This is a genomic window from Rickettsia endosymbiont of Ixodes scapularis (genome assembly GCF_000160735.1).
In the GTDB taxonomy this organism is placed as follows: domain Bacteria; phylum Pseudomonadota; class Alphaproteobacteria; order Rickettsiales; family Rickettsiaceae; genus Rickettsia; species Rickettsia tamurae.
Map to the genome: position 1 here is coordinate 848,278 of NZ_CM000770.1, position 18,872 is coordinate 867,149.

Sequence of the window (18,872 nt, forward strand, 5' to 3'; positions counted from 1 at the left end):
TTTCTGGCACTGGCACTCTATCATCTATGTTGCCAGGCGTTAGTTTTAAACCTTGAATCTCTCCAAGTTCATTAATCAATAAATGTAATTTAAAACCAAAGAACCAACCTTTTGTTGTTTTGCCTAATGCAGCAATACCAGCAAACACCTTATTGCGAGATACTCTTTTTGGATGACAAATTGCTAAAGATGTTGCATCAATATAAGAGACTCCGGTAGGTTGAGATTGATACATATACCATTCAAGCAATAAAACTAAATACGTTAGAATTCTGGGTTTTAAAGCTATAAAACGAGTATATGATGGAAGAGTTACAAATTCAGATTTATATAATTGTAGATAGGACATATAAAAATATTTAAAGTTTTTACAAGGTGATTGATGATATAAAAGTACTATTGTTAATAGCTCAGAATGGCTTATCTTAGACTCTCTTGTAGGTTTTTTATTGCTAATTGGTAAAAAAGACCGACTAATCCAATATTCAGCAACTTTACAAAAATCATCGACAAAATAAAATAATGCGGTAATATCTTTCTTCAAGGGGATATTCTTGTTTTTTTGCTAAAAACTTATATAGAATATCTTCTATCCCTTGTAAATACTTCCATTCCTACCTCTTTTAATCCAGAATTCGGGTTGAAAGCTTTGTAGATGTGATGCTTATACTTAATCCCCATAAAAATCTAACCGTCCCCGAAAGTTGTATTCAACGAAATAATCAAAGTAACTTTATCTATAAAATAGACGGTGATACAGTAAAACAATTATATGTAAAAATCGGTACACGTACAGAAGGTTTAATTGAAATTACCTCTGACGATATTAAAGAAGGTGACTTAGTCGTTACCGAAGGTATGATTAAAATCAGCGACGGCTCAAAAGTTAAGATACTTGAGGAATAGTTATTTATATATGCTTTCTAAACCATCTCTGTATTCTAGAGATTGTTGCACGTATTCCTTCTTGCCTTATAGAAGTAATAGTTAATAAAATCAAAATTTTTGTCACAAAGCAATAGGTTCGTATTTTTTGAATTACATAGTTATTTTTGAAAAAAAAAATATTACTTTTTTTATAGTCTTCATTTTTATTTTCTAGTAATCTTAATTGTGTAACAGCTGCTAATAACAAATTAATAGTAAACGGACTAAATTTATTTAAATAAGAATCATTAAGAACATAAGAAGTAATATTTATTAAACCTACTGAATATTTATTTGGGTCCATAAACGTATTAGTACCACCGCTAATTCGTACTTTAGACAATTCTTTGTCTATACCGCCTATTGAGTTTTTACTAGCAATAGATATCCATAAACAACAATCTTCACCGCTTCTTATATTTTCAGGGAATAAATTTTCTTGGAATAACGTCAAAGTTCCCATAACTGTCGGCATTGCTATTGGACAAGTTTGTATGACTTGAGGAAAAACATTTCCACTAAAAAACCCGGAATGAACAGATTCTATATATTTCCCTTTTTCATTTATTTTTTTATATGAAGTATGAGAAAATATAAAATTATTTTCTTCCATAAACTTTAATTGGATTTCTATTTTATCCCCATAAAATAAATCGTCCGAATCAAGGAAAGCAATATATTTTCCTATAGCATTTTTAATACCTAAGTTACGTGCAGCAGCAGGTCCTTCATTTTTTTTATGAAAATATTTTATTCTTTTATCTTTTTTGCATATTGAAGTTAATTCTGATATATCATCAGTCGATCCATCATCTATTATAAGTATCTCAAAATTTTTGTGTGTTTGAATAAGTACACTTTCTATAGCTTCAATTGCCCAATTTATTCTATTATATACCGGTATAATAACACTAATTTTAGTATCATGTAGTACTTGCTTAGCCATAGTATTTGCTAAATCACAGGCTTTATTATATGGAGTATTATTTGATAAAAAATTAGCTGTACGAGTTAAAAATAAATAAGAAGAACCTTCCATTTTAATCATTTCTTCTTCTGTTAACTCACGAAGAAACGATGACCATAATACATTACATTCTTCGTTATGATTTGATATTTTTTTACTACCTTGCTCTGAATGAAAACGAGATTTAATTAGGATAGACTCATCAAAATGAATAGGAGCAACACGGAAAATTTTAAACCATAAATCATAATCTTGCGTTGTCAGTAAAGCTTCATTAAATATACCGACTTCATGAAAATATTTAGCAGGAATTAATAACGAACAACCATGTATTAATCCTCGTAATAAAGGTAATAAAGAAATATTAAGTTTATTTATATGTAGCACACTATCCGGTTTAATATAACGTAGAGAGGTTCCTTTTTCATCAATTAATTCATAACCGCCATAAATGATAGTATCTTTATTATCTAATTTATTTAATATGTTAACTTGATGCTCGATTTTATTAGGATAATATATATCATCATGGCTAAGCCATGAAAAATACTCCCCTTTCATGTTTTTTATACCATAATTTAAAGCCGAACCGCAGCCACCGTTTTCTTTATGAAAATAGCGTATTTTATCACCGTATGATAATGCTACGCGTTCTGTCTCTCCATTATCTTTTGAACCATCATTAACAACAATAATTTCAATATTTTTGTAAGTTTGTGCTAAAGCACTATTTATAGCTTCTTTCATATAATTAGCTCCATTATAGACAGGTATAATAATGGAAACTAAAGTATGATAAATATTTAGAGGTTTATCTTTTCTAGTTGTCATAACTTTTAAAAATAATTTATAAAATGTTAGTTTTATTGTTTAAATTTTCTATAGAGCTTTAAAAAAATAGATTTTTCTTCTTCACTAATAATTAGTTTCTTTTTAAGAATTTTTATTTCTTCTAAAGCATTATTTAGCTCTGTTACAGTATTATTTAATTTACTTTCATAGTTTAAGTTTTTCTCTTCGCTATTTTTAAATGCATCCCTAGTTTGCAGCAATTGTTTTAATATATCTTGGAATTGCAAACCTAACTTTTCTAAAAATTCCGGGTTCCAAGCTGAGATTGGATAGTTAAATAATTGTTTTATAGGCTTTAAATCTGAGTTACTGGATATACAGATTATAGAATTAGGAGGATTTTTTTCAGAATGCGTGTCGTTAGTTACGCCATCTAATCCTTCATATAAAAATTCTTGGTTCTGATATGATTCAAAGTCTTTTTCAGTAATCCAATTAACTAAATGATATATATTCCCTTCCGGTTCATTAAAAGGTACATTTACTATTAATCGTTTTTTATATTTAAGATTAAGCACCAGATTTAACCCATCTTTAATATGCTCAAGTGCATGTCTTGATACAATATAATCATATTCTTCTGCCTTTTTAATAAAACTAACTAAATCAGATTTAATATATTTTATATTAGATGCTCCATAATTTTGTTCAGCATAAATTATAGATTCTTTACTGATATCTATTGTTGTAATTTCTACTCCTAATATATCGCTAAGCATGAAAGTTCCGTGTCCTGTTCCACAACCTATATCTAAAATTTTTATTTTTTGATTTAGCATTAATGGGCTATTAAGTATATCGACTTCTATAATTTTTTTAAAAATCTTATAGCTACTTTTATGACGAATTACCTCTAAAATATCATGAGTTTCTCCAGGAATTAATCTTTCTCCGTCATTATAAATTTCTTCTAACATAAATTATTTAAACTATTATTATTTTAATAAATATTCGGCGATAAATGCAGCAGGGTTTTCTACAGGATCAAGCATCTTTTTAAATTGATTTCTGCCGCTACTATTTTCATGATAAGGCAAATAATGATTTTGCTTAATAAATTCTGTATAGTTAATAATATCTTGCGGCTCATAAGCAAAATACATATATTTTTTTAATTCTTTAGATAGAGCATTGCTATTAAATTCATTATTCCAACCATTACTTAAGTAAATTATAGGCTTATCGGCAACTACTACTTCAGCAAGAGATGAAGTACCGTCACTTATTACAATATCTGACATCATTATATCATCTAGTAACGACCTGAATGCATGTGCAGAAACAGTAACATTCTTTAAAGAATTAAATCTACTTAATATATTATCCATATCACTTTGGCTTAAGTAATTTTTACCGACCGCATAGGTAAATAGTGTAACATGCGGTCTTATAATAAAATGAATATTAGGATGTTGTAATGCATAATTATAGAAAAAATAGTGATAATTTAAGAAAGTAGAACCTCCTTCATATAAATCTCTATTTTTAAATGATAATTCCCATCTAGGAAGCCATAAAATGGTTTCCGAGTTTGGTTTTTCTTTAATATTATAATTTCTTACTTCATAGTATGGTTGATAACCTGAAACAATAACTCTATCCTTAGGAAATTTATAATTACTAATAAAGATATCCTTTGTACTTTCTGAATCAACAAATACCGTCTCTATGAAACTTGATAACTTATCATCATCAATATTTTTTTGATGAAAGATATGCGGACCATAGACTATATACATAATTTTTGTTTTAGTTCCTCTAAAGCTCTTATACAAATTAGCAGCCGTAAAAGGTTCTTATATATAGCCTTGGAAATTTTCGTAAGGGTTTTGCGTAAAGATAAAATCCGGCTGATAATTTTTTAGTTCAGAAATTTCACATTTTGTATTAACATTTGAATAAGAAGCATACTTACCGCATGGATATATCACATCTTGTGTATCAAATTTACTAATAAACCCGGTATCTATTCCTCCTTGAATATTAGGATGAGGATGAGGTACTATTACAATTTTGACATCATGACCTATTTTTTTCATCTCATTATACATTGCGTATACGCCTTTGCCGCCGAATGTCTCTGTACTAACAAGGAAAACTATTCTTTTATAAGAATTTTCGTTGGAATAGCAAAAAGAAGATATAAGAGTTATTAGTAAAAAAACACTTAAAAATAAAGTGTTAAGTTTTATTAATTTAAAGAATTTCATGTTTTTGATATGGTAATAATGAATAGGATTACTTTTTAAACCACACTGTGCGATTAACATAATCTACATAACTTAAAACTATACGCAATATTTTCTTTGATACAAGACCTGCTTCAGCATAATCCGGTACAATATCTTGCGTATTTTTATTATTCTCGTGTTCTTCCGTAATAGCTTTTACCGATTGCAGCACCCGCTCAGCCTTAAAACCTGACATAATAAGCGTGCCGGCGTCCATACCTTCAGGACGTTCATGTGCTTCTCTAATATTTAAAGCAGGTAAATTAAGTATTGATGCTTCTTCGGTGATAGTACCGCTATCGGATAAAATACAAAAAGCATTCATCTGAAGTTTGATGTAATCCGTAAAACCAAAAGCCGGTAAAAACCTTATTTTATCACCAAGCTCCTTAAATCCCTCTAAATCCTCAAGCCTTTTTTTAGTCCTTGGGTGTGCTGAGAAGATTACGGGGGAATTATACTCTTTAATAAGCGTTTGTAAACTACTTAATAATTCTTTCAGATTATTTTTGACATCGACATTTTCTTCACGATGTGAACTAATTAAAAAATATTGCTTAGCGGTTAATGATAATTTATCTAAAATATCAGACTTTAATATTTTAGGCATAAAGCGATCAAGGACCTCAGGCATATGCGAACCTGATTTAAAAATAAGCTCAGCAGGTAGTCCCTCAGCGATTAAATAACGTCTTGCATGCTCGGTTAACGTAATGTTAACGTCGCTAATATGATCAATGATTTTACGGTTTATTTCTTCAGGTACACGCTGATCAAAACAACGATTTCCTGCTTCCATATGAAAGATCGGAATTTTATGGCGTTTAGCGGCAATTGCCGATAAACAAGAGTTAGTATCACCGTAAAATAAAACGGCATCGGGCTTTTCTTTCTCAAGTATTTCATCAACTTTTTCAATAATAAGCCCTATAGATTTTGCCGTATTATCTGCCGCTACTTCTAAGAAATAATCCGGTTTTCTAATTCCCATATCATCAAAAAAAACCTGATTTAATTCATATGCATAATTTTGACCGGTGTGAACTAGGATGTGATTAGTATATTTATCAAACTCGGAAATCACACAGCATAGTTTAATAAGTTCAGGACGGGTACCGACAATCGTCATTACTTTAAGCATTTTTTAGCTCCTCTTGCACATAATCAAGATTTAGTAGCAGCTCTTTTACTTCTTCCAAATTTAAACGTTTTGTATTATGAGAATTGTAATCCTCTAAAAGAGCTACTTTCTTTTCACCCTCAACAAAATATTTGGCATAATTAAGATCACGTCCATCCATAGGAATACGGTAATAAGCACCTAAATCATCAGCTTTTGCCATTTCTTCCGATGATACTAACGATTCATAATGCTTCTCTCCGTGACGTGTACCAATAAAGCGTATTTCATTTTTGCTACCGAATATTTCTTGTAACGCTCTTGCAAGTACCTCGATTGTACTTGCCGGAGCTTTTTGTACAAAAATATCGCCTTGACGTCCATGCTCAAACGCATATAAAACTAAATCTACGGAATCTACAAGCGACATTAAAAAACGTGTCATTGAAGGTTCAGTGATGGTAAGGTCTTTATCCTGCTTAATTTGATTGATAAAAAGAGGAATTACTGAACCACGGGAAGCCATAACATTACCGTATCTAGTGACACAAAGCACGGTCTCACCCTGGCTACGCATACGAGCTTTTGCTACTGCTAACTTTTCCATTAACGCTTTAGATAATCCCATTGCATTAATTGGATATACAGCCTTATCGGTACTCAGTACTATAACTTTTGCAACTTTATTATTAATGGCTGCACTTAAAACACTTTCAGCCCCTAAGACATTAGTATTTATTGCTTCCATAGGATAAAATTCGCAAGTCGGAACTTGCTTTAAAGCAGCGGCATGGAATACATAATCTACACCGTGCATTGCCTCATCAATACTTTTATAATTGCGTACGTCCCCGATATAGAATTTAAGTTTCGGATTATTTAAAGCAATACGCATATCTTCTTGCTTTTTTTCATCTCTACTGAAAATTCTAATTTCTTTAATATCATTAATAATATCGGATTTAAGAAAACGAGAAAGCACCGCATTACCAAACGAACCGGTGCCTCCTGTAATCATTAAAGTTTTATCTACAAACATTATATATAAATACCTATTTTGTTATTATTTATTCTGTCATTGCGTAAATCGAGAAACACTCTAAGGTAGTCATCCCGTGGTCAAGCCACGGGATGACAAGAGTGGACAAACCTATATTCGCAATGAAGGCCTTACTACCCAAACTCACACATACGCTTTACAAACTCACGCCATTCAGGAGGCGTATACCCCGTTACCTCGTTAAAACGAGTAGCATCTAGTGATCGATCTATTACAAGCTCATCTGACGGAATAATATCGATTTCTTTATTATATATTTCCGCTACTAATTTTAATAATTCTAACTTGTTAATCGGTTTTGATGCAACATGATAAAGCCCATGCAGCTCTTTATTAGGTAACACAAAATCCCTTATTATTCTTGCAAGCTCTACAGTCGGGAATCCTGAATAAATAGCTTTCTCAAAACCTTTCACTTGCCCTTCTGCACTTAAAAACCAATTTATTAAGCTTCTATTGCCTGCCAGCTCATGACCTATAATTGAAGTACGCAAAGTGATAGCATGAGGATAATCTACCTCACCAAGAAACTTAGAACGACCGTAAAGGTCATAACAATCAGGAAAATCGCTTTCCTTATAATTACCTTTTTTTCCTGAAAATACACAATCCGTACTAATATGGATTAACCTTGAATTAGCTAATTTACATAAATTAGCTAGCCTATGCGGTAACAAACTATTTATCGGCAATGTTTTTAACGGATCGTTTGCATCAGCTAGTTGTTTTACAAGCCCTATACAATTTATTACTATATCGGGTTTTGCTTTATTAAATACCTCAACTAACGAATCATGGTTCTCAACATCTACATTTGTAATTAATTTATCGGATAAATCCTTAGAAAAATAAGAACGAGCGGAATTATTTCGGGCTGTCGCAAAAATGTCAAATTTTTTATCACTACTTAAAAACCTGAATATGCTATTACCTAGCATACCGGTAACACCTAGAATTAATATTTTCATGATATATCTTATTTATTTTTACCGGATCGATTTTATCATAAATAATATATCTTTACAATAAGGTTTTTAAAAAGCTAGAAAGGCATTACTTAAAAAGGGGGATAATTTAAAAAGTTTACGTCATTGCGAGGAAGATTACAAAGTAATTGACGAAGCAATCCAGTTAAAAATTCTGATTTACAGAATTTTTTTATTATTTTCTGGATTGCCACTCTCCTTACAGTCGCTCGCAATGACTATATTCAATTAATGATAATCTAAAGTTTTTTTATAGAATCAAGCACGGTTTCAAGAATCATACTAGCAGCTACTGCATCATCGTTATTATTACGGTCTTTTCTTTTCACGCCGAATGATTTAAGGAAATTATTTGCAGCTTTTGTAGTTAGTCTTTCATCTTGTAAATATACAGGTATAGGCAAGTTTATAGATTCTGCTAGCTCTTCAGCAAATTTCATCACTATATTTGTTTGCTCCGTTACTGCTCCGCTCATATCAATCGGTAGACCTATTACCACGCCACAAACTTTATATTTTTCGATGATATTAAGCAAGGAAGTAATAACAATTTTTTTATTTATCTCGGTTATAGTATTTAAGGGCATAGCAATACTACGTTCTTGATTAGATAATGCGATTCCTAATTTTTTGCTTCCGTAATCAATAGCGATAAGCGGAGCATTTGGTATTAAAAGCCGATAAAATTCTTGAAGATTTTTTATGATCATGATAGTTATAAAAATTACTTTATTAATTATTATATATGCTAAAAACTATTCAAAAACACATAGATATCAAATTAATTAAATTATCGGCGATTTTAGCCTTTATTTATTGTTTGTTATTTAATACCGCAATATTGATTTATAAATTTGATTATTATAAAGCAACGATCTTTAGAGGGATATTAGAGTTATCAAAAGATTTTTGTTATATTTATATATTTTCTTTTATAGCATTTTTTGGTCTTAGCGTACATAGATTAGTGTTAAAAATCGGCGTGGGGTTTTTATTTATAACATCCGCTATTGCTAGTTATTACATTTATTTCTTCAAAATCAATCCTACTAAACAAGTAATAGGTAGTTTTTTCTCAACGGATTTAAACGAAGTTTATGAATTAACCAGCATTAAGTTAATAATATGGATAATTTTTTGTCTTTTTACTTGTTTTTATACTCTCAAATCTTTTGCCGCCGAAAATTCTAAATCATTCGTAACAAAACTATTATCTGCCGCTTGCTTACTTATTTTTGTATATAATATTATTACTCCTTCATTTAAGATACTAAAAAATCATTTTCCCATTCAGTATTTACATAATAGCTACCTTAATTTTACTGGAAATTTCGGTGATAAAAATTATGCATGTATAGATATTAGCAAACAATATAACTTTATAGATAAGTCAGATAAAGATATTATCGGTGTTTTAGTTATAGGAGAATCAGCGAGATTTGATCATTTCGGTATTAACGGTTATGAAAGAGATACGACCCCTTACTTAAAGACTACTCAAAACCTAATTTCTTTCAAAGCTAAATCTTCTTCTAACCTTACCTATCTTTCCGTACCGTCATTACTTTCACGTTATCCTGCAAGTCAAATTGAAAATACTAGACAAGAGAACAGCTTTTTATCAATTTTAACAAATCTTGGATTTAATACTACCTGGATCGGTACTCAAACTTTAATGAGGAGTTTTGCAAATTTTGACCTCAGTAATATATATAACGACGTTAATTTTACTATAGTACCGGGCGGCTCTGCCCTATTCTCTTTAAATGATTATGATAAAAAAATATTGCCTTTTATAAAAGAAATAATAACAAATTCAGAGAAACAATTTTTAGTAGTTCACACCTCAGGAAGTCACTGGAACTATAACGCAAGATATCCAAAAGAGTTTGAGTATTTTACCCCTACCTGCCCTATTAAGGTTAAGGGGGATGCAAGTGATTGCGATAAGCTTGCTTTAGTTAACAGTTATGATAATTCAATTTTATACACCGATTTTTTTTATCTAATTTAATAGATTTGCTTAAAGATAAAAATGCATTTTTATTATATGTATCCGATCACGGCGAATCGCTAGGAGAAAATGGTTATTACGGTCACGGTGGTCCACTACTTGCAGAACAAATAACCGTACCTCTTATAGTTTGGGTATCGGACGATTTTAAAGCAAAATATCCTGACTCAATATCTTCAATTAAAAATTATGCTAATACCGAAATTAGCCATGATTATGTATTTCACTCAATCCTTGACTGTTTAAATATAGATTCCGACATAGTAGATAAAGACTTAAGTATATGTAAATCTAGTTAAAAATTATTGAATTATTAAAAATTAATATATAAACTAAAGAACCCTCAGCTATAAGCTGAGGGGTTATAAAGTGGAATCGATTAGAAATCGATCATCATTCACAGGTTCACCTTCCTGTTCATCAATATAGTGCTGTATCATTTCATCAGTTATATTACCTGAACTGACCGCCATATAGCCCCTAGCCCACAAATGATTGCCCCAAAATTGTTTTCTTAAATGAGCAAATTCTTGCAATAAAATTCTTGAGCTACTACCTTTTAAATACTGTACTAACTTGCTAAGAGATATTTGTGATTTATATGAGATAAACATATGCACGTGATCACATGATATTTTCCCTGAAATTATATATACTTCATGTTCCATACAAATCTGCCTTAGTAAATCTCTAGCCCTTTCCGCTACTTTGCCTATCAATACTCTCTTCCTATATTTTGGTATCCATATAAGATGTACTTTTAAATCATACTGACTATGACTATTCTTTCTCTTACTACATGACAATTTTTAGAGATGTAAGGACTAAAGGATTGAATTTTGCTGATAATTCATGATGATAACGGGGAAAGAACTTGGTTTACATATGAAAGATCATTCCGCCCCTCTAGTCGAATTATTACAAAAACATATTTCGCTTAATTTATCAAGAGCAAAATGTTTAGGATTATTTATCATTTCAATGCTTAACAGCAGGACAGTAAACATGTCATTGTTATGCAATAGAATGCCGTCTGGGATTAAAGCAGCTTCATGGTATAGAAGGATGCAAAGATTTATCTCTGAAATCTCAATATCATGGAGAGTATTACCTGTTATGTTAGTCATGATGACTGGGTTTGAGCAGGAGCAAAAATGGGTATTGTGTTTAGATAGAACGAATTGGAAATTTGGTAAACGACATATAAATATTTTATATTTAGCTGTCAGTTTTCATGGTATAGCGATCCCCCTTTTTGGAATTTTCTAAGTGATAAAAAGTGTGGTAACTCTGATTATATTGAGCGTATTGATCTGATGGAGTGTTTTTTAGAAGTTTTTGACAAAAACCGCATTGAAGCATTAACCGCTGATAGAGAATTTATAGGTAAGGAATGGCTCTCTTGGCTTAGAACAAATCAAATAAGATACGTTTTTCGAGTTAGAGAAAATAGACAATATATCAGTAATGCAAGGGGAAAAATGGTTAAAATACAAGAGTTATTTCGCCCTCTAGCCATAGGATCGCATGTGAGTTTGTCACAACGTAGAATTGGTACAAAAGGTGAAATATTTAATGTAGTAGGGATCAGAAATAAGAAGAGTGAACTTGCAGTCTTAATACATAGTGATGAGATCAAAAATCCTGCTGAGATATATGCTCAAAGATGGCAAATTGAAACAATGTTCAAAGCTTTTAAATCAGCAGGATTCAACTGTGAAGCAACTCATATTACTAATGATTTACGATTAGATACATTGATGCAAATATTGTCTATTGCATTTTGCCTAGCTTATCAAACTGGAGAGATTATAGTTTTAGATAAACCAATAGTTATTAAAAAACATGGTTATAGGCAAAATAGTATATTTCGTGTTGGATTAGATACATTGGTTAATATCTTGTATAATATTTCTACTCAATTAGTACGTTGGATACAGCTGTTGTCCTTGATATTCCAATATCCAAAGATGATAAAATGAAAAATTGTCATGTAGTAAGATTCTTTCTATAACTTCTCATGTTTCTTGATATAAATTCATTGCTAAAGCAATTTCATTATATCTTCCCTTCGCCTGAAGGCGAGGGATTTCTTATCCCCGAAGGGGGACATTAAGATCTCAATAATTATATAATTTATTATTATGTCTGATATACCTAAACTAGACGACTATTATTATAGATTTTTACAAAATATTTTACTTAAAACACTAGAACAAAATAAAGCTGCTGAAACTTATTTATTACAGAAAGATTTTAATAGTGCTTTAAATGAGATAAAAAATGTAAATGAACAACTTGAAGAATATTCAAGCATTCTTTCTTTACTCAAAGTAATTAAAACCCATTTTATTGATAAAAAAATATATAATTTAAGTACCGTTTAACTTTAATCCTTTTTTTATAATTAAAAATAATATAGAGTGGAAATAAAAAAAGTATTGAATTATGGAATATGCATTATTAATTTTCAGTATTATAGCGATTTTAGTTATAATACAAATGGTTAAAGTTGTACCGCAACAACAAGCATGGGTAGTAGAAAAATTGGGAAAATTCGATAAGGTACTGCAGCCTGGCTTAAATTTACTAATCCCTGTCATTCAAAGAGTAGCATACAAACATACTTTAAAAGAAGAAGCAATAGACGTTACCGCTCAAACAGCTATTTCAAATGATAACGTAACATTATCTATTGATGGCGTTTTATATGTTAAAATCATTGATCCAATGGCAGCATCTTATGGTGTTAATAATCCTTACTATGCCATAACACAGCTTGCTCAAACTACTATGCGTTCGGAAATCGGTAAACTCCCTTTAGATAGAACTTTTGAAGAGCGCGAAACTTTAAACGTAGCAATTGTAGCAGCTATTAATCAGGCTGCTATAAATTGGGGTATACAATGTATGCGTTATGAAATTAAAGATATTCAACCTCCGCAAACTATACTTAAAGCTATGGAATTGCAGGTAGCAGCAGAGCGTCAAAAAAGAGCTCAAATTCTAGAGTCGGAAGGTAATAGACAAGCAAAAATTAACCATGCAGAAGGTGAAAAAGCACAAATTGTACTGAATTCAGAAGCTTCTTATACGGATCAAGTTAACAGAGCAAAAGGTGAAGCTGAAGCAATAGGCTTAGTCGCTACCGCTACAGCAAATAGTATTGAGATTGTCGCAGCTGCCGTACAAAAAACGGGAGGAAGTGAGGCGGTAGCTCTTAAAATAGCTGAGCAGTATATTAGTGCATTCGGTAATTTGGCTAAAGATACCAACACTGTAATTTTACCCGCAAACCTTTCAGAACCGAGTAGTTTTGTAACCGGAGCATTAACTATATTTAACCAATTAAAAGCTTCTTCGGAAAAAAAATAGATAAGTAGCAATTTAATATTGTAATAATAATTAGTTTTATATATCATATCAGATTATTAATTAATAAAAGGTTATGAATATGTCAGTATTTGTCGGCAAAACTGCTCCGGATTTTACAGCTAAAGCTATTATGCCTAATAATAATATAGACGATAAGTTTAAACTTAGCGATTATGCTGCGGGGGATAATATAGTGTTATTTTTTTATCCCCTAGATTTTACTTTTGTTTGTCCATCGGAAATTATAGCATTTCACAATAAGCTTGGTGAATTTACCGAAAGACGTACTAAAGTAGTAGCTGTTAGCGTTGATTCTCATTTTAGCCATTTAGCTTGGAAAAATACTCCGCATAATAAAGGCGGACTTGGACAAGTACAATTCCCAATGGTTTCCGATATAAAAAAGGATATTTCTTCAAAATATAACGTACTTAATGAAGACGGTGTTGCTTTGCGTGGAGCTTTTTTAATTGATAAGGATTTCATAGTACGTCACATGTTAGTTAACGACTTATCTATCGGTCGTGACATTAATTATACATTAAAAGTAATCGATGCTTTAACTCATCATCAAAAACACGGCGAAGTTTGTCCTGCCGGCTGGCATAAAGGCGAGGAAGCAATTACCCCATCACATGAGGGTATAGCACATTATTTAAGCTCACATGCCGAGAAGCTGTAGTTGCTCTTATTTATGTCATCCCGTGGCTTGACCACGGGATCTTGTATCACAGGCTGTGTCCTGAGATCCTGCGATCAAGTTGCGGGATGACACTAACTCATATCAAATAACCCTAAATAATATTGAAACAATTAATATTTTACGTCTTATTAGGAGTGAAAATATCGGTCCTAAAACTTTCTTTAGTTTAATTAAATTATTCGGTGATGCAGCAACTGCTATAGATAACGCTCCGGATTTTTCATTTGCGAGGCAGAAAGTCAAAACCAATTAAAATTTTTAGTAAAAGCGATGCTGAAAAAGAGTTAGAACTTCTCGAAAAAGATAATGCTAAGATCATCACATATAAATCTCCGGAATATTCAAAATTGTTACTTGAAATTTATGATCCACCGTCAATATTAAGCTATAAAGGTAATATAGAGTTATTAAATCATAATAAATACGTTGCAATAGTAGGTGCAAGAAACGCTTCTGCAAACGGAAGAAGCTTTGCTCATAAAATTGCAAATGATTTAGTAAAAGAAAGTTATATAACCGTTTCAGGGTTAGCACGAGGAATAGATAGCAGCGTACATCAAGCAGCAGTTTCTCGAACCATCGGAGTCATTGCCGGAGGTATTGATCATATATATTCCACCGGGAAATAAAAAACTATTTGAAAATTTAGCAGAAGAAGGTTTAATATTAGCTGAGTTACCTATCGGCTCTACGCCGCTTGGAAAACATTTTCCACAGCGTAATAGGATAATATCGGGACTAGCCTTAGGAGTAGTGGTAGTAGAAGCAAGCTTAAAATCCGGTTCATTAATAACTGCAAAATTTGCACTTGAACAAAATAGAGAAATATTTGCTGTTCCCGGCTTTCCTTTAGATCCAAGATATCAAGGTACAAATAAATTGATTAGAGAAGGAGCATATTTAGTGGAATCAGCGGAGGATATTGTAGCTAATTTACCGCAATATGAAAAATTTATCGAAAAAGATGATGGGTTATTTAAGGATTTTGTTGAGCTAGGAACAGTAAATACGAGATATGTTAAAGAACCGTCACAAAAGGAGCGTACTGCTATATTGGAACTATTAGGCAGTACCTATAGATTTTGAATATTTACAAAAAGAAATAGAATTACCGCTTCCTATCATATATACGGTAATATTAGAATTAGAACTCGCCGGGAAAGTAATGCGTCACGCCGGTAATAAAATATCATTAGTTTATAATAAGTAGATGAAATTAGTAATAGTAGAATCGCCGGCAAAGGCAAAAACGATAAATAAATATTTAGGTGATGAGTTTAAGGTCATTGCTTCATTCGGTCATATTAGAGATTTACCTTCTAAAAAAGGCTCGGTGTTACCTGATGAAAATTTTGCAATGAAATATGATATTTCCGATAAAGCCGGTAAATATGTAGATGCCATAGTTAAAGATGCTAAAAAAGCTGATGCAGTATATCTTGCAACCGATCCTGATCGTGAGGGTGAATCTATCTCATGGCATGTTGCAGAGGTAATAAAAGAAAAAAATAAGGTTAAATCCGATGATTTTTTCAAAAGGGTAGCCTTTAATGAAATCACTAAAAAAGCAATTATTCATGCCGTTGAGAACCCTAGAAAACTTGACACTAACTTAGTAAATGCCCAGCAAGCAAGAAGAGCTTTAGACTATTTAGTCGGCTTTACCCTTTCACCTCTTTTATGGCGTAAGTTACCGGGATGTAAATCGGCGGGACGTGTGCAGTCCGTGGCTCTGCGATTAATATGTGAACGAGAAGATGAAATAGAGCGTTTTAAGTCAGAAGAATATTGGGATATTAGCCTTAAAATGCAAAATAGTAATAACGAACTATTTACTGCTAAATTGACTCACGTAAACGATCAGAAACTAGAAAAATTCTCAATTATTAACGAAAAAGATGCCAAAGATTTAACCGAAAAATTAAAATCTCAAAATTTTTATGTTGATAAGATAGAAAAGAAACAACAAAAACGTCAGCCTCAACCTCCTTTTATTACTTCATCACTACAACAAGAAGCAGCAAGAAAACTAGGTTTTAGTGCTAAAAAGACTATGCAAATAGCACAAAAACTTTATGAGGGCGTTGACATAGGTAAGGAAACTATAGGGCTTATTACCTATATGAGAACCGACGGCGTTACATTATCAAATGATGCAATAGCAGATATACGCAAGTTAATCGATAAAAGTTACGGCGATAAATATTTACCGACTAGCCCTAGAATTTATAAATCCAAAGTAAAAAATGTTCAAGAAGCTCATGAGGCGATAAGACCGACGAATATTACTTATACTCCAGATAGCTTAAAAGAAAAGCTAGAAAAGGATTACTATAAGCTTTATGAACTAATTTGGAAAAGAACTATAGCCTGCCAAATGGAAAATGTTATAATGGATTTGGTAGTTGCAAATTTAGCTTCGGAAAATAAAGAATATTTGGCAAAAGCAAACGGATCGACTATAGCTTTTGACGGGTTTTATAAGGTTTGTCGTGAAAGTGTGGACGATGAGGCTGAAGAAGAAAATAAAATGCTGCCGCCTTTAAAAGAACAAGAACCACTTAAAACTAAAGAAGTTATTCCGAATCAGCATTTTACCGAGCCGCCTCCAAGATATTCGGAAGCAAGTTTAGTGAAAAAACTTGAAGAGCTTGGGATCGGTCGTCCTTCGACCTATGCTAGTATTTTATCGGTTTTACAAGATCGAAAATATGTTTCCCTTGAGAAAAAACGATTTATACCTGAAGAGCTTGGACGTTTGGTAACGGTATTTTTAGTCGGTTTTTTCAAAAAATACGTTGAATATGATTTTACGGCAGGACTTGAAAATGAATTAGACGAAATAGCAGCCGGCAAGCTTGAATGGAAAGCTGCCTTAAGTAATTTTTGGAGCGGTTTTAACCATAATATTGAATCGGTAAACGAGCAGAAAATAACCGAGATTATTAGCTATGTACAGAAAGCCCTTGATTATCACTTGTTCGGTGAGAATAAAGAATCTAAAGTTTGTCCATCATGTAAAACAGGCGAGCTTAGCTTAAAGCTTGGTAAGTTCGGGGCATTTTTAGCATGTAGTAATTACCCTGAATGTACTTTTAGAAAATCTATTGTTAGCGGTAACGATAATAACGAGAATGAAGGCGAGCCTTCCGCTATTCCTAATGAGAATAAAGTTTTAGGTACGAATAAAGACGGAGTAGAAATATATCTGAAAAAAGGACCTTACGGACCTTATATTCAACTTGGCGAACAAGAAGGCAAAGTAAAGCCGAAACGTAGCCCCGTGCCTGCTAACCTAAACCAAAACGATATTACACTTGATATAGCATTAAAGCTTCTAAGCTTACCGCTTAAAATCGGCGTGCCTAAAGATAGTGGCGAGGAAATTATGATAGGATACGGTAAATTCGGTCCTTACATAAAATATATGGGTAAATTTATTTCAGTGCCAAAAAAATATGATTTTCTAAATTTAAGATTAGATGACGCAATGAAGCTAATTGAAGACAATAAGCGAAGTTAGAGAAGAAACAGGCGTAAGAATGTCATAATCGTCATTGCAAGGAGGCATTGTTGCGTGGATCAATTTCACCCCTGTCATGCCGTGGTCAAGCCACGGCATGACATAGTTTTTTAGTAGGATGACAATTAATAAAATTACTTATTTATGACAAAAGTTATAACACGATTTGCTCCGTCACCGACCGGTATGTTACATGTCGGGAATATCAGGGTAGCACTGCTTAACTGGCTATATGCAAAGAAGCATAACGGACAGTTTATTTTAAGATTTGACGATACGGATTTAGAGCGTAGTAAACAGGAATATAAAGACGCTATCGAGGAAGATCTAAAATTTTTAAATATTAATTGGGGTCAAACGTTCAACCAATTAAGCCGTTTAAATAGATATGATGAAATCAAAAATCTATTACTAAACAAAAAAAGATTATATGCCTGCTATGAGACTCCTGAAGAGCTAGAATTAAAGCATAAATTTCAATTATCTAAAGGTTTGCCGCCGATTTATGATCGAGCTAGCTTAAATCTAACTGAAGAGCAAGCAAAGAAATATATAGAACAAGGAAGAAAACCGCATTATAGATTTTTGGTAAATCATGAACCAATTAGCTGGCATGATATGATCAAAGGCGAAGTTAAATATGACGGCAAGGCTTTAAGTGATCCAATAGTGATAAGAGCAGACGGTAGTATGACCTATATGTTATGCTCGGTTATTGACGATATTGATTATGATATTACTCATATTATTAGGGGTGAAGATCACGTTAGCAATACCGCTATTCAAATTCAGATGTTTGAAGCATTAAATAAGATTCCGCCGGTTTTTGGGCATTTGAGTTTAATAATAAATAAAGACGAGAAAATTTCTAAACGAGTGGGAGGGTTTGAGATCGCAACTCTTAGAAAAGAAATCGGAATTGAAGCTATGGCAATTGCTAGCTTTTTTAGTTTACTTGGTTCATCCGCACAAATCTTGCCTTATAAATCAATAGATAAGCTAGCAAATCAATTTGAGATAAGTAGTTTCTCTAAAAGTCCAACTATATATCAGCCGGAAGATTTAGAAAGATTAAATCATAAATTACTTATAAGTTTAGATTTTGATGAAGTAA

Annotated in this window: 16 protein-coding genes and 6 pseudogenes; 13 read left to right on the top strand and 9 right to left on the bottom strand. The window is 32.1% G+C overall.

The window, feature by feature from the left end:
• Positions 1-544, bottom strand: a pseudogene (locus REIS_RS04350) (IS982 family transposase); the annotation flags it as partial.
• Positions 545-639: 95 nt separating this feature from the next.
• On the opposite strand from REIS_RS04350, the pseudogene REIS_RS04355 reads away from it, so the two are divergent.
• Positions 640-906, top strand: a pseudogene (locus REIS_RS04355) (efflux RND transporter periplasmic adaptor subunit); the annotation flags it as partial.
• Positions 907-910: 4 nt separating this feature from the next.
• On the opposite strand, the gene REIS_RS04360 reads toward REIS_RS04355, so the two are convergent.
• From REIS_RS04360 to ruvX, 7 genes and pseudogenes are all read right to left on the bottom strand, one after another.
• Entirely contained in the window at positions 911-2,725 is a 1,815-nt protein-coding gene (locus REIS_RS04360; RefSeq protein ID WP_008580058.1) for a glycosyltransferase family 2 protein, read from the bottom strand.
• A 455-nt stretch (positions 2,726-3,180) separates the two neighbouring features.
• Positions 3,181-3,663 (bottom strand): annotated as a pseudogene (locus tag REIS_RS14155) (class I SAM-dependent methyltransferase); the annotation flags it as partial.
• An 18-nt stretch (positions 3,664-3,681) separates the two neighbouring features.
• Positions 3,682-5,016, bottom strand: a pseudogene (locus REIS_RS04370) (hypothetical protein).
• Entirely contained in the window at positions 4,985-6,118 is a 1,134-nt protein-coding gene (gene wecB / locus REIS_RS04375) for a non-hydrolyzing UDP-N-acetylglucosamine 2-epimerase (protein ID WP_008580060.1), read from the bottom strand. The pseudogene REIS_RS04370 and the gene wecB overlap by 32 nt, the downstream one beginning before the upstream one ends.
• Entirely contained in the window at positions 6,111-7,136 is a 1,026-nt protein-coding gene (locus REIS_RS04380) for a polysaccharide biosynthesis protein (RefSeq protein WP_008580061.1), read from the bottom strand. The genes wecB and REIS_RS04380 overlap by 8 nt, the downstream gene beginning before the upstream one ends.
• Before the next feature lie 134 nt (positions 7,137-7,270).
• Positions 7,271-8,125 (bottom strand): dTDP-4-dehydrorhamnose reductase family protein, encoded by an 855-nt coding sequence (locus REIS_RS04385; protein WP_008580062.1) that lies wholly within the window; start codon positions 8,123-8,125, stop codon positions 7,271-7,273.
• Positions 8,126-8,382: 257 nt separating this feature from the next.
• Complete coding sequence (gene ruvX, locus REIS_RS04390; RefSeq protein WP_008580065.1) at positions 8,383-8,853, bottom strand: Holliday junction resolvase RuvX; 471 nt, start codon at positions 8,851-8,853, stop codon at positions 8,383-8,385.
• Positions 8,854-8,888: 35 nt separating this feature from the next.
• On the opposite strand from ruvX, the pseudogene REIS_RS04395 reads away from it, so the two are divergent.
• Positions 8,889-10,456, top strand: a pseudogene (locus REIS_RS04395) (phosphoethanolamine transferase).
• Positions 10,457-10,519: 63 nt separating this feature from the next.
• On the opposite strand, the gene tnpA reads toward REIS_RS04395, so the two are convergent.
• Positions 10,520-10,963, bottom strand: coding sequence for an IS200/IS605 family transposase (gene tnpA / locus REIS_RS04400; RefSeq protein WP_008580066.1), 444 nt, complete (start codon positions 10,961-10,963; stop codon positions 10,520-10,522).
• A gap of 46 nt (positions 10,964-11,009) precedes the next feature.
• Here tnpA and REIS_RS12505 point away from each other — a divergent pair, with 46 nt between their 5' ends.
• The 11 genes and pseudogenes from REIS_RS12505 to gltX all read left to right on the top strand — a co-directional run.
• Positions 11,010-11,426 carry a hypothetical protein gene (locus REIS_RS12505; protein WP_008579269.1) on the top strand — a complete coding sequence of 139 codons (417 nt, stop codon included), beginning with the start codon at positions 11,010-11,012 and terminating at the stop codon, positions 11,424-11,426.
• Between the two features lie 38 nt (positions 11,427-11,464).
• Positions 11,465-12,139 (top strand): transposase, encoded by a 675-nt coding sequence (locus tag REIS_RS12510; RefSeq protein ID WP_241760926.1) that lies wholly within the window; start codon positions 11,465-11,467, stop codon positions 12,137-12,139.
• A 162-nt stretch (positions 12,140-12,301) separates the two neighbouring features.
• Complete coding sequence (locus tag REIS_RS04410; protein WP_008580067.1) at positions 12,302-12,544, top strand: hypothetical protein; 243 nt, start codon at positions 12,302-12,304, stop codon at positions 12,542-12,544.
• A 61-nt stretch (positions 12,545-12,605) separates the two neighbouring features.
• Positions 12,606-13,532, top strand: a complete 927-nt coding sequence (locus REIS_RS04415; RefSeq protein WP_008580068.1) for an SPFH domain-containing protein — start codon at positions 12,606-12,608, stop codon at positions 13,530-13,532.
• A gap of 79 nt (positions 13,533-13,611) precedes the next feature.
• A complete protein-coding gene (locus REIS_RS04420) occupies positions 13,612-14,214 on the top strand; it encodes a peroxiredoxin (protein WP_008580069.1) in 603 nt (200 codons plus the stop codon).
• A gap of 79 nt (positions 14,215-14,293) precedes the next feature.
• The gene (locus tag REIS_RS14885; protein WP_173400475.1) at positions 14,294-14,488 is read left to right on the top strand and encodes a DNA processing protein DprA; all 195 of its coding nucleotides are present in this window, start codon (positions 14,294-14,296) and stop codon (positions 14,486-14,488) included.
• On the top strand, positions 14,460-14,864 hold the full coding sequence (locus tag REIS_RS16400) for a DNA-processing protein DprA (RefSeq protein WP_173400474.1): 405 nt from the start codon (positions 14,460-14,462) through the stop codon (positions 14,862-14,864). Before REIS_RS14885 ends, REIS_RS16400 begins: the two co-directional genes overlap by 29 nt.
• A complete protein-coding gene (locus tag REIS_RS15625) occupies positions 14,836-15,321 on the top strand; it encodes a DNA-processing protein DprA (RefSeq protein ID WP_256377122.1) in 486 nt (161 codons plus the stop codon). Before REIS_RS16400 ends, REIS_RS15625 begins: the two co-directional genes overlap by 29 nt.
• Positions 15,322-15,358: 37 nt before the next feature.
• Positions 15,359-15,445: a hypothetical protein gene (locus tag REIS_RS15630; protein WP_241760950.1), complete on the top strand. Its 87-nt coding sequence runs from the start codon at positions 15,359-15,361 to the stop codon at positions 15,443-15,445.
• Positions 15,446-17,775 (top strand): annotated as a pseudogene (gene topA, locus REIS_RS04440) (type I DNA topoisomerase).
• Between the two features lie 127 nt (positions 17,776-17,902).
• The coding region (gltX, locus tag REIS_RS04445) for a glutamate--tRNA ligase (protein WP_008580071.1) at positions 17,903-18,872 on the top strand (970 nt) is incomplete at its 3' end.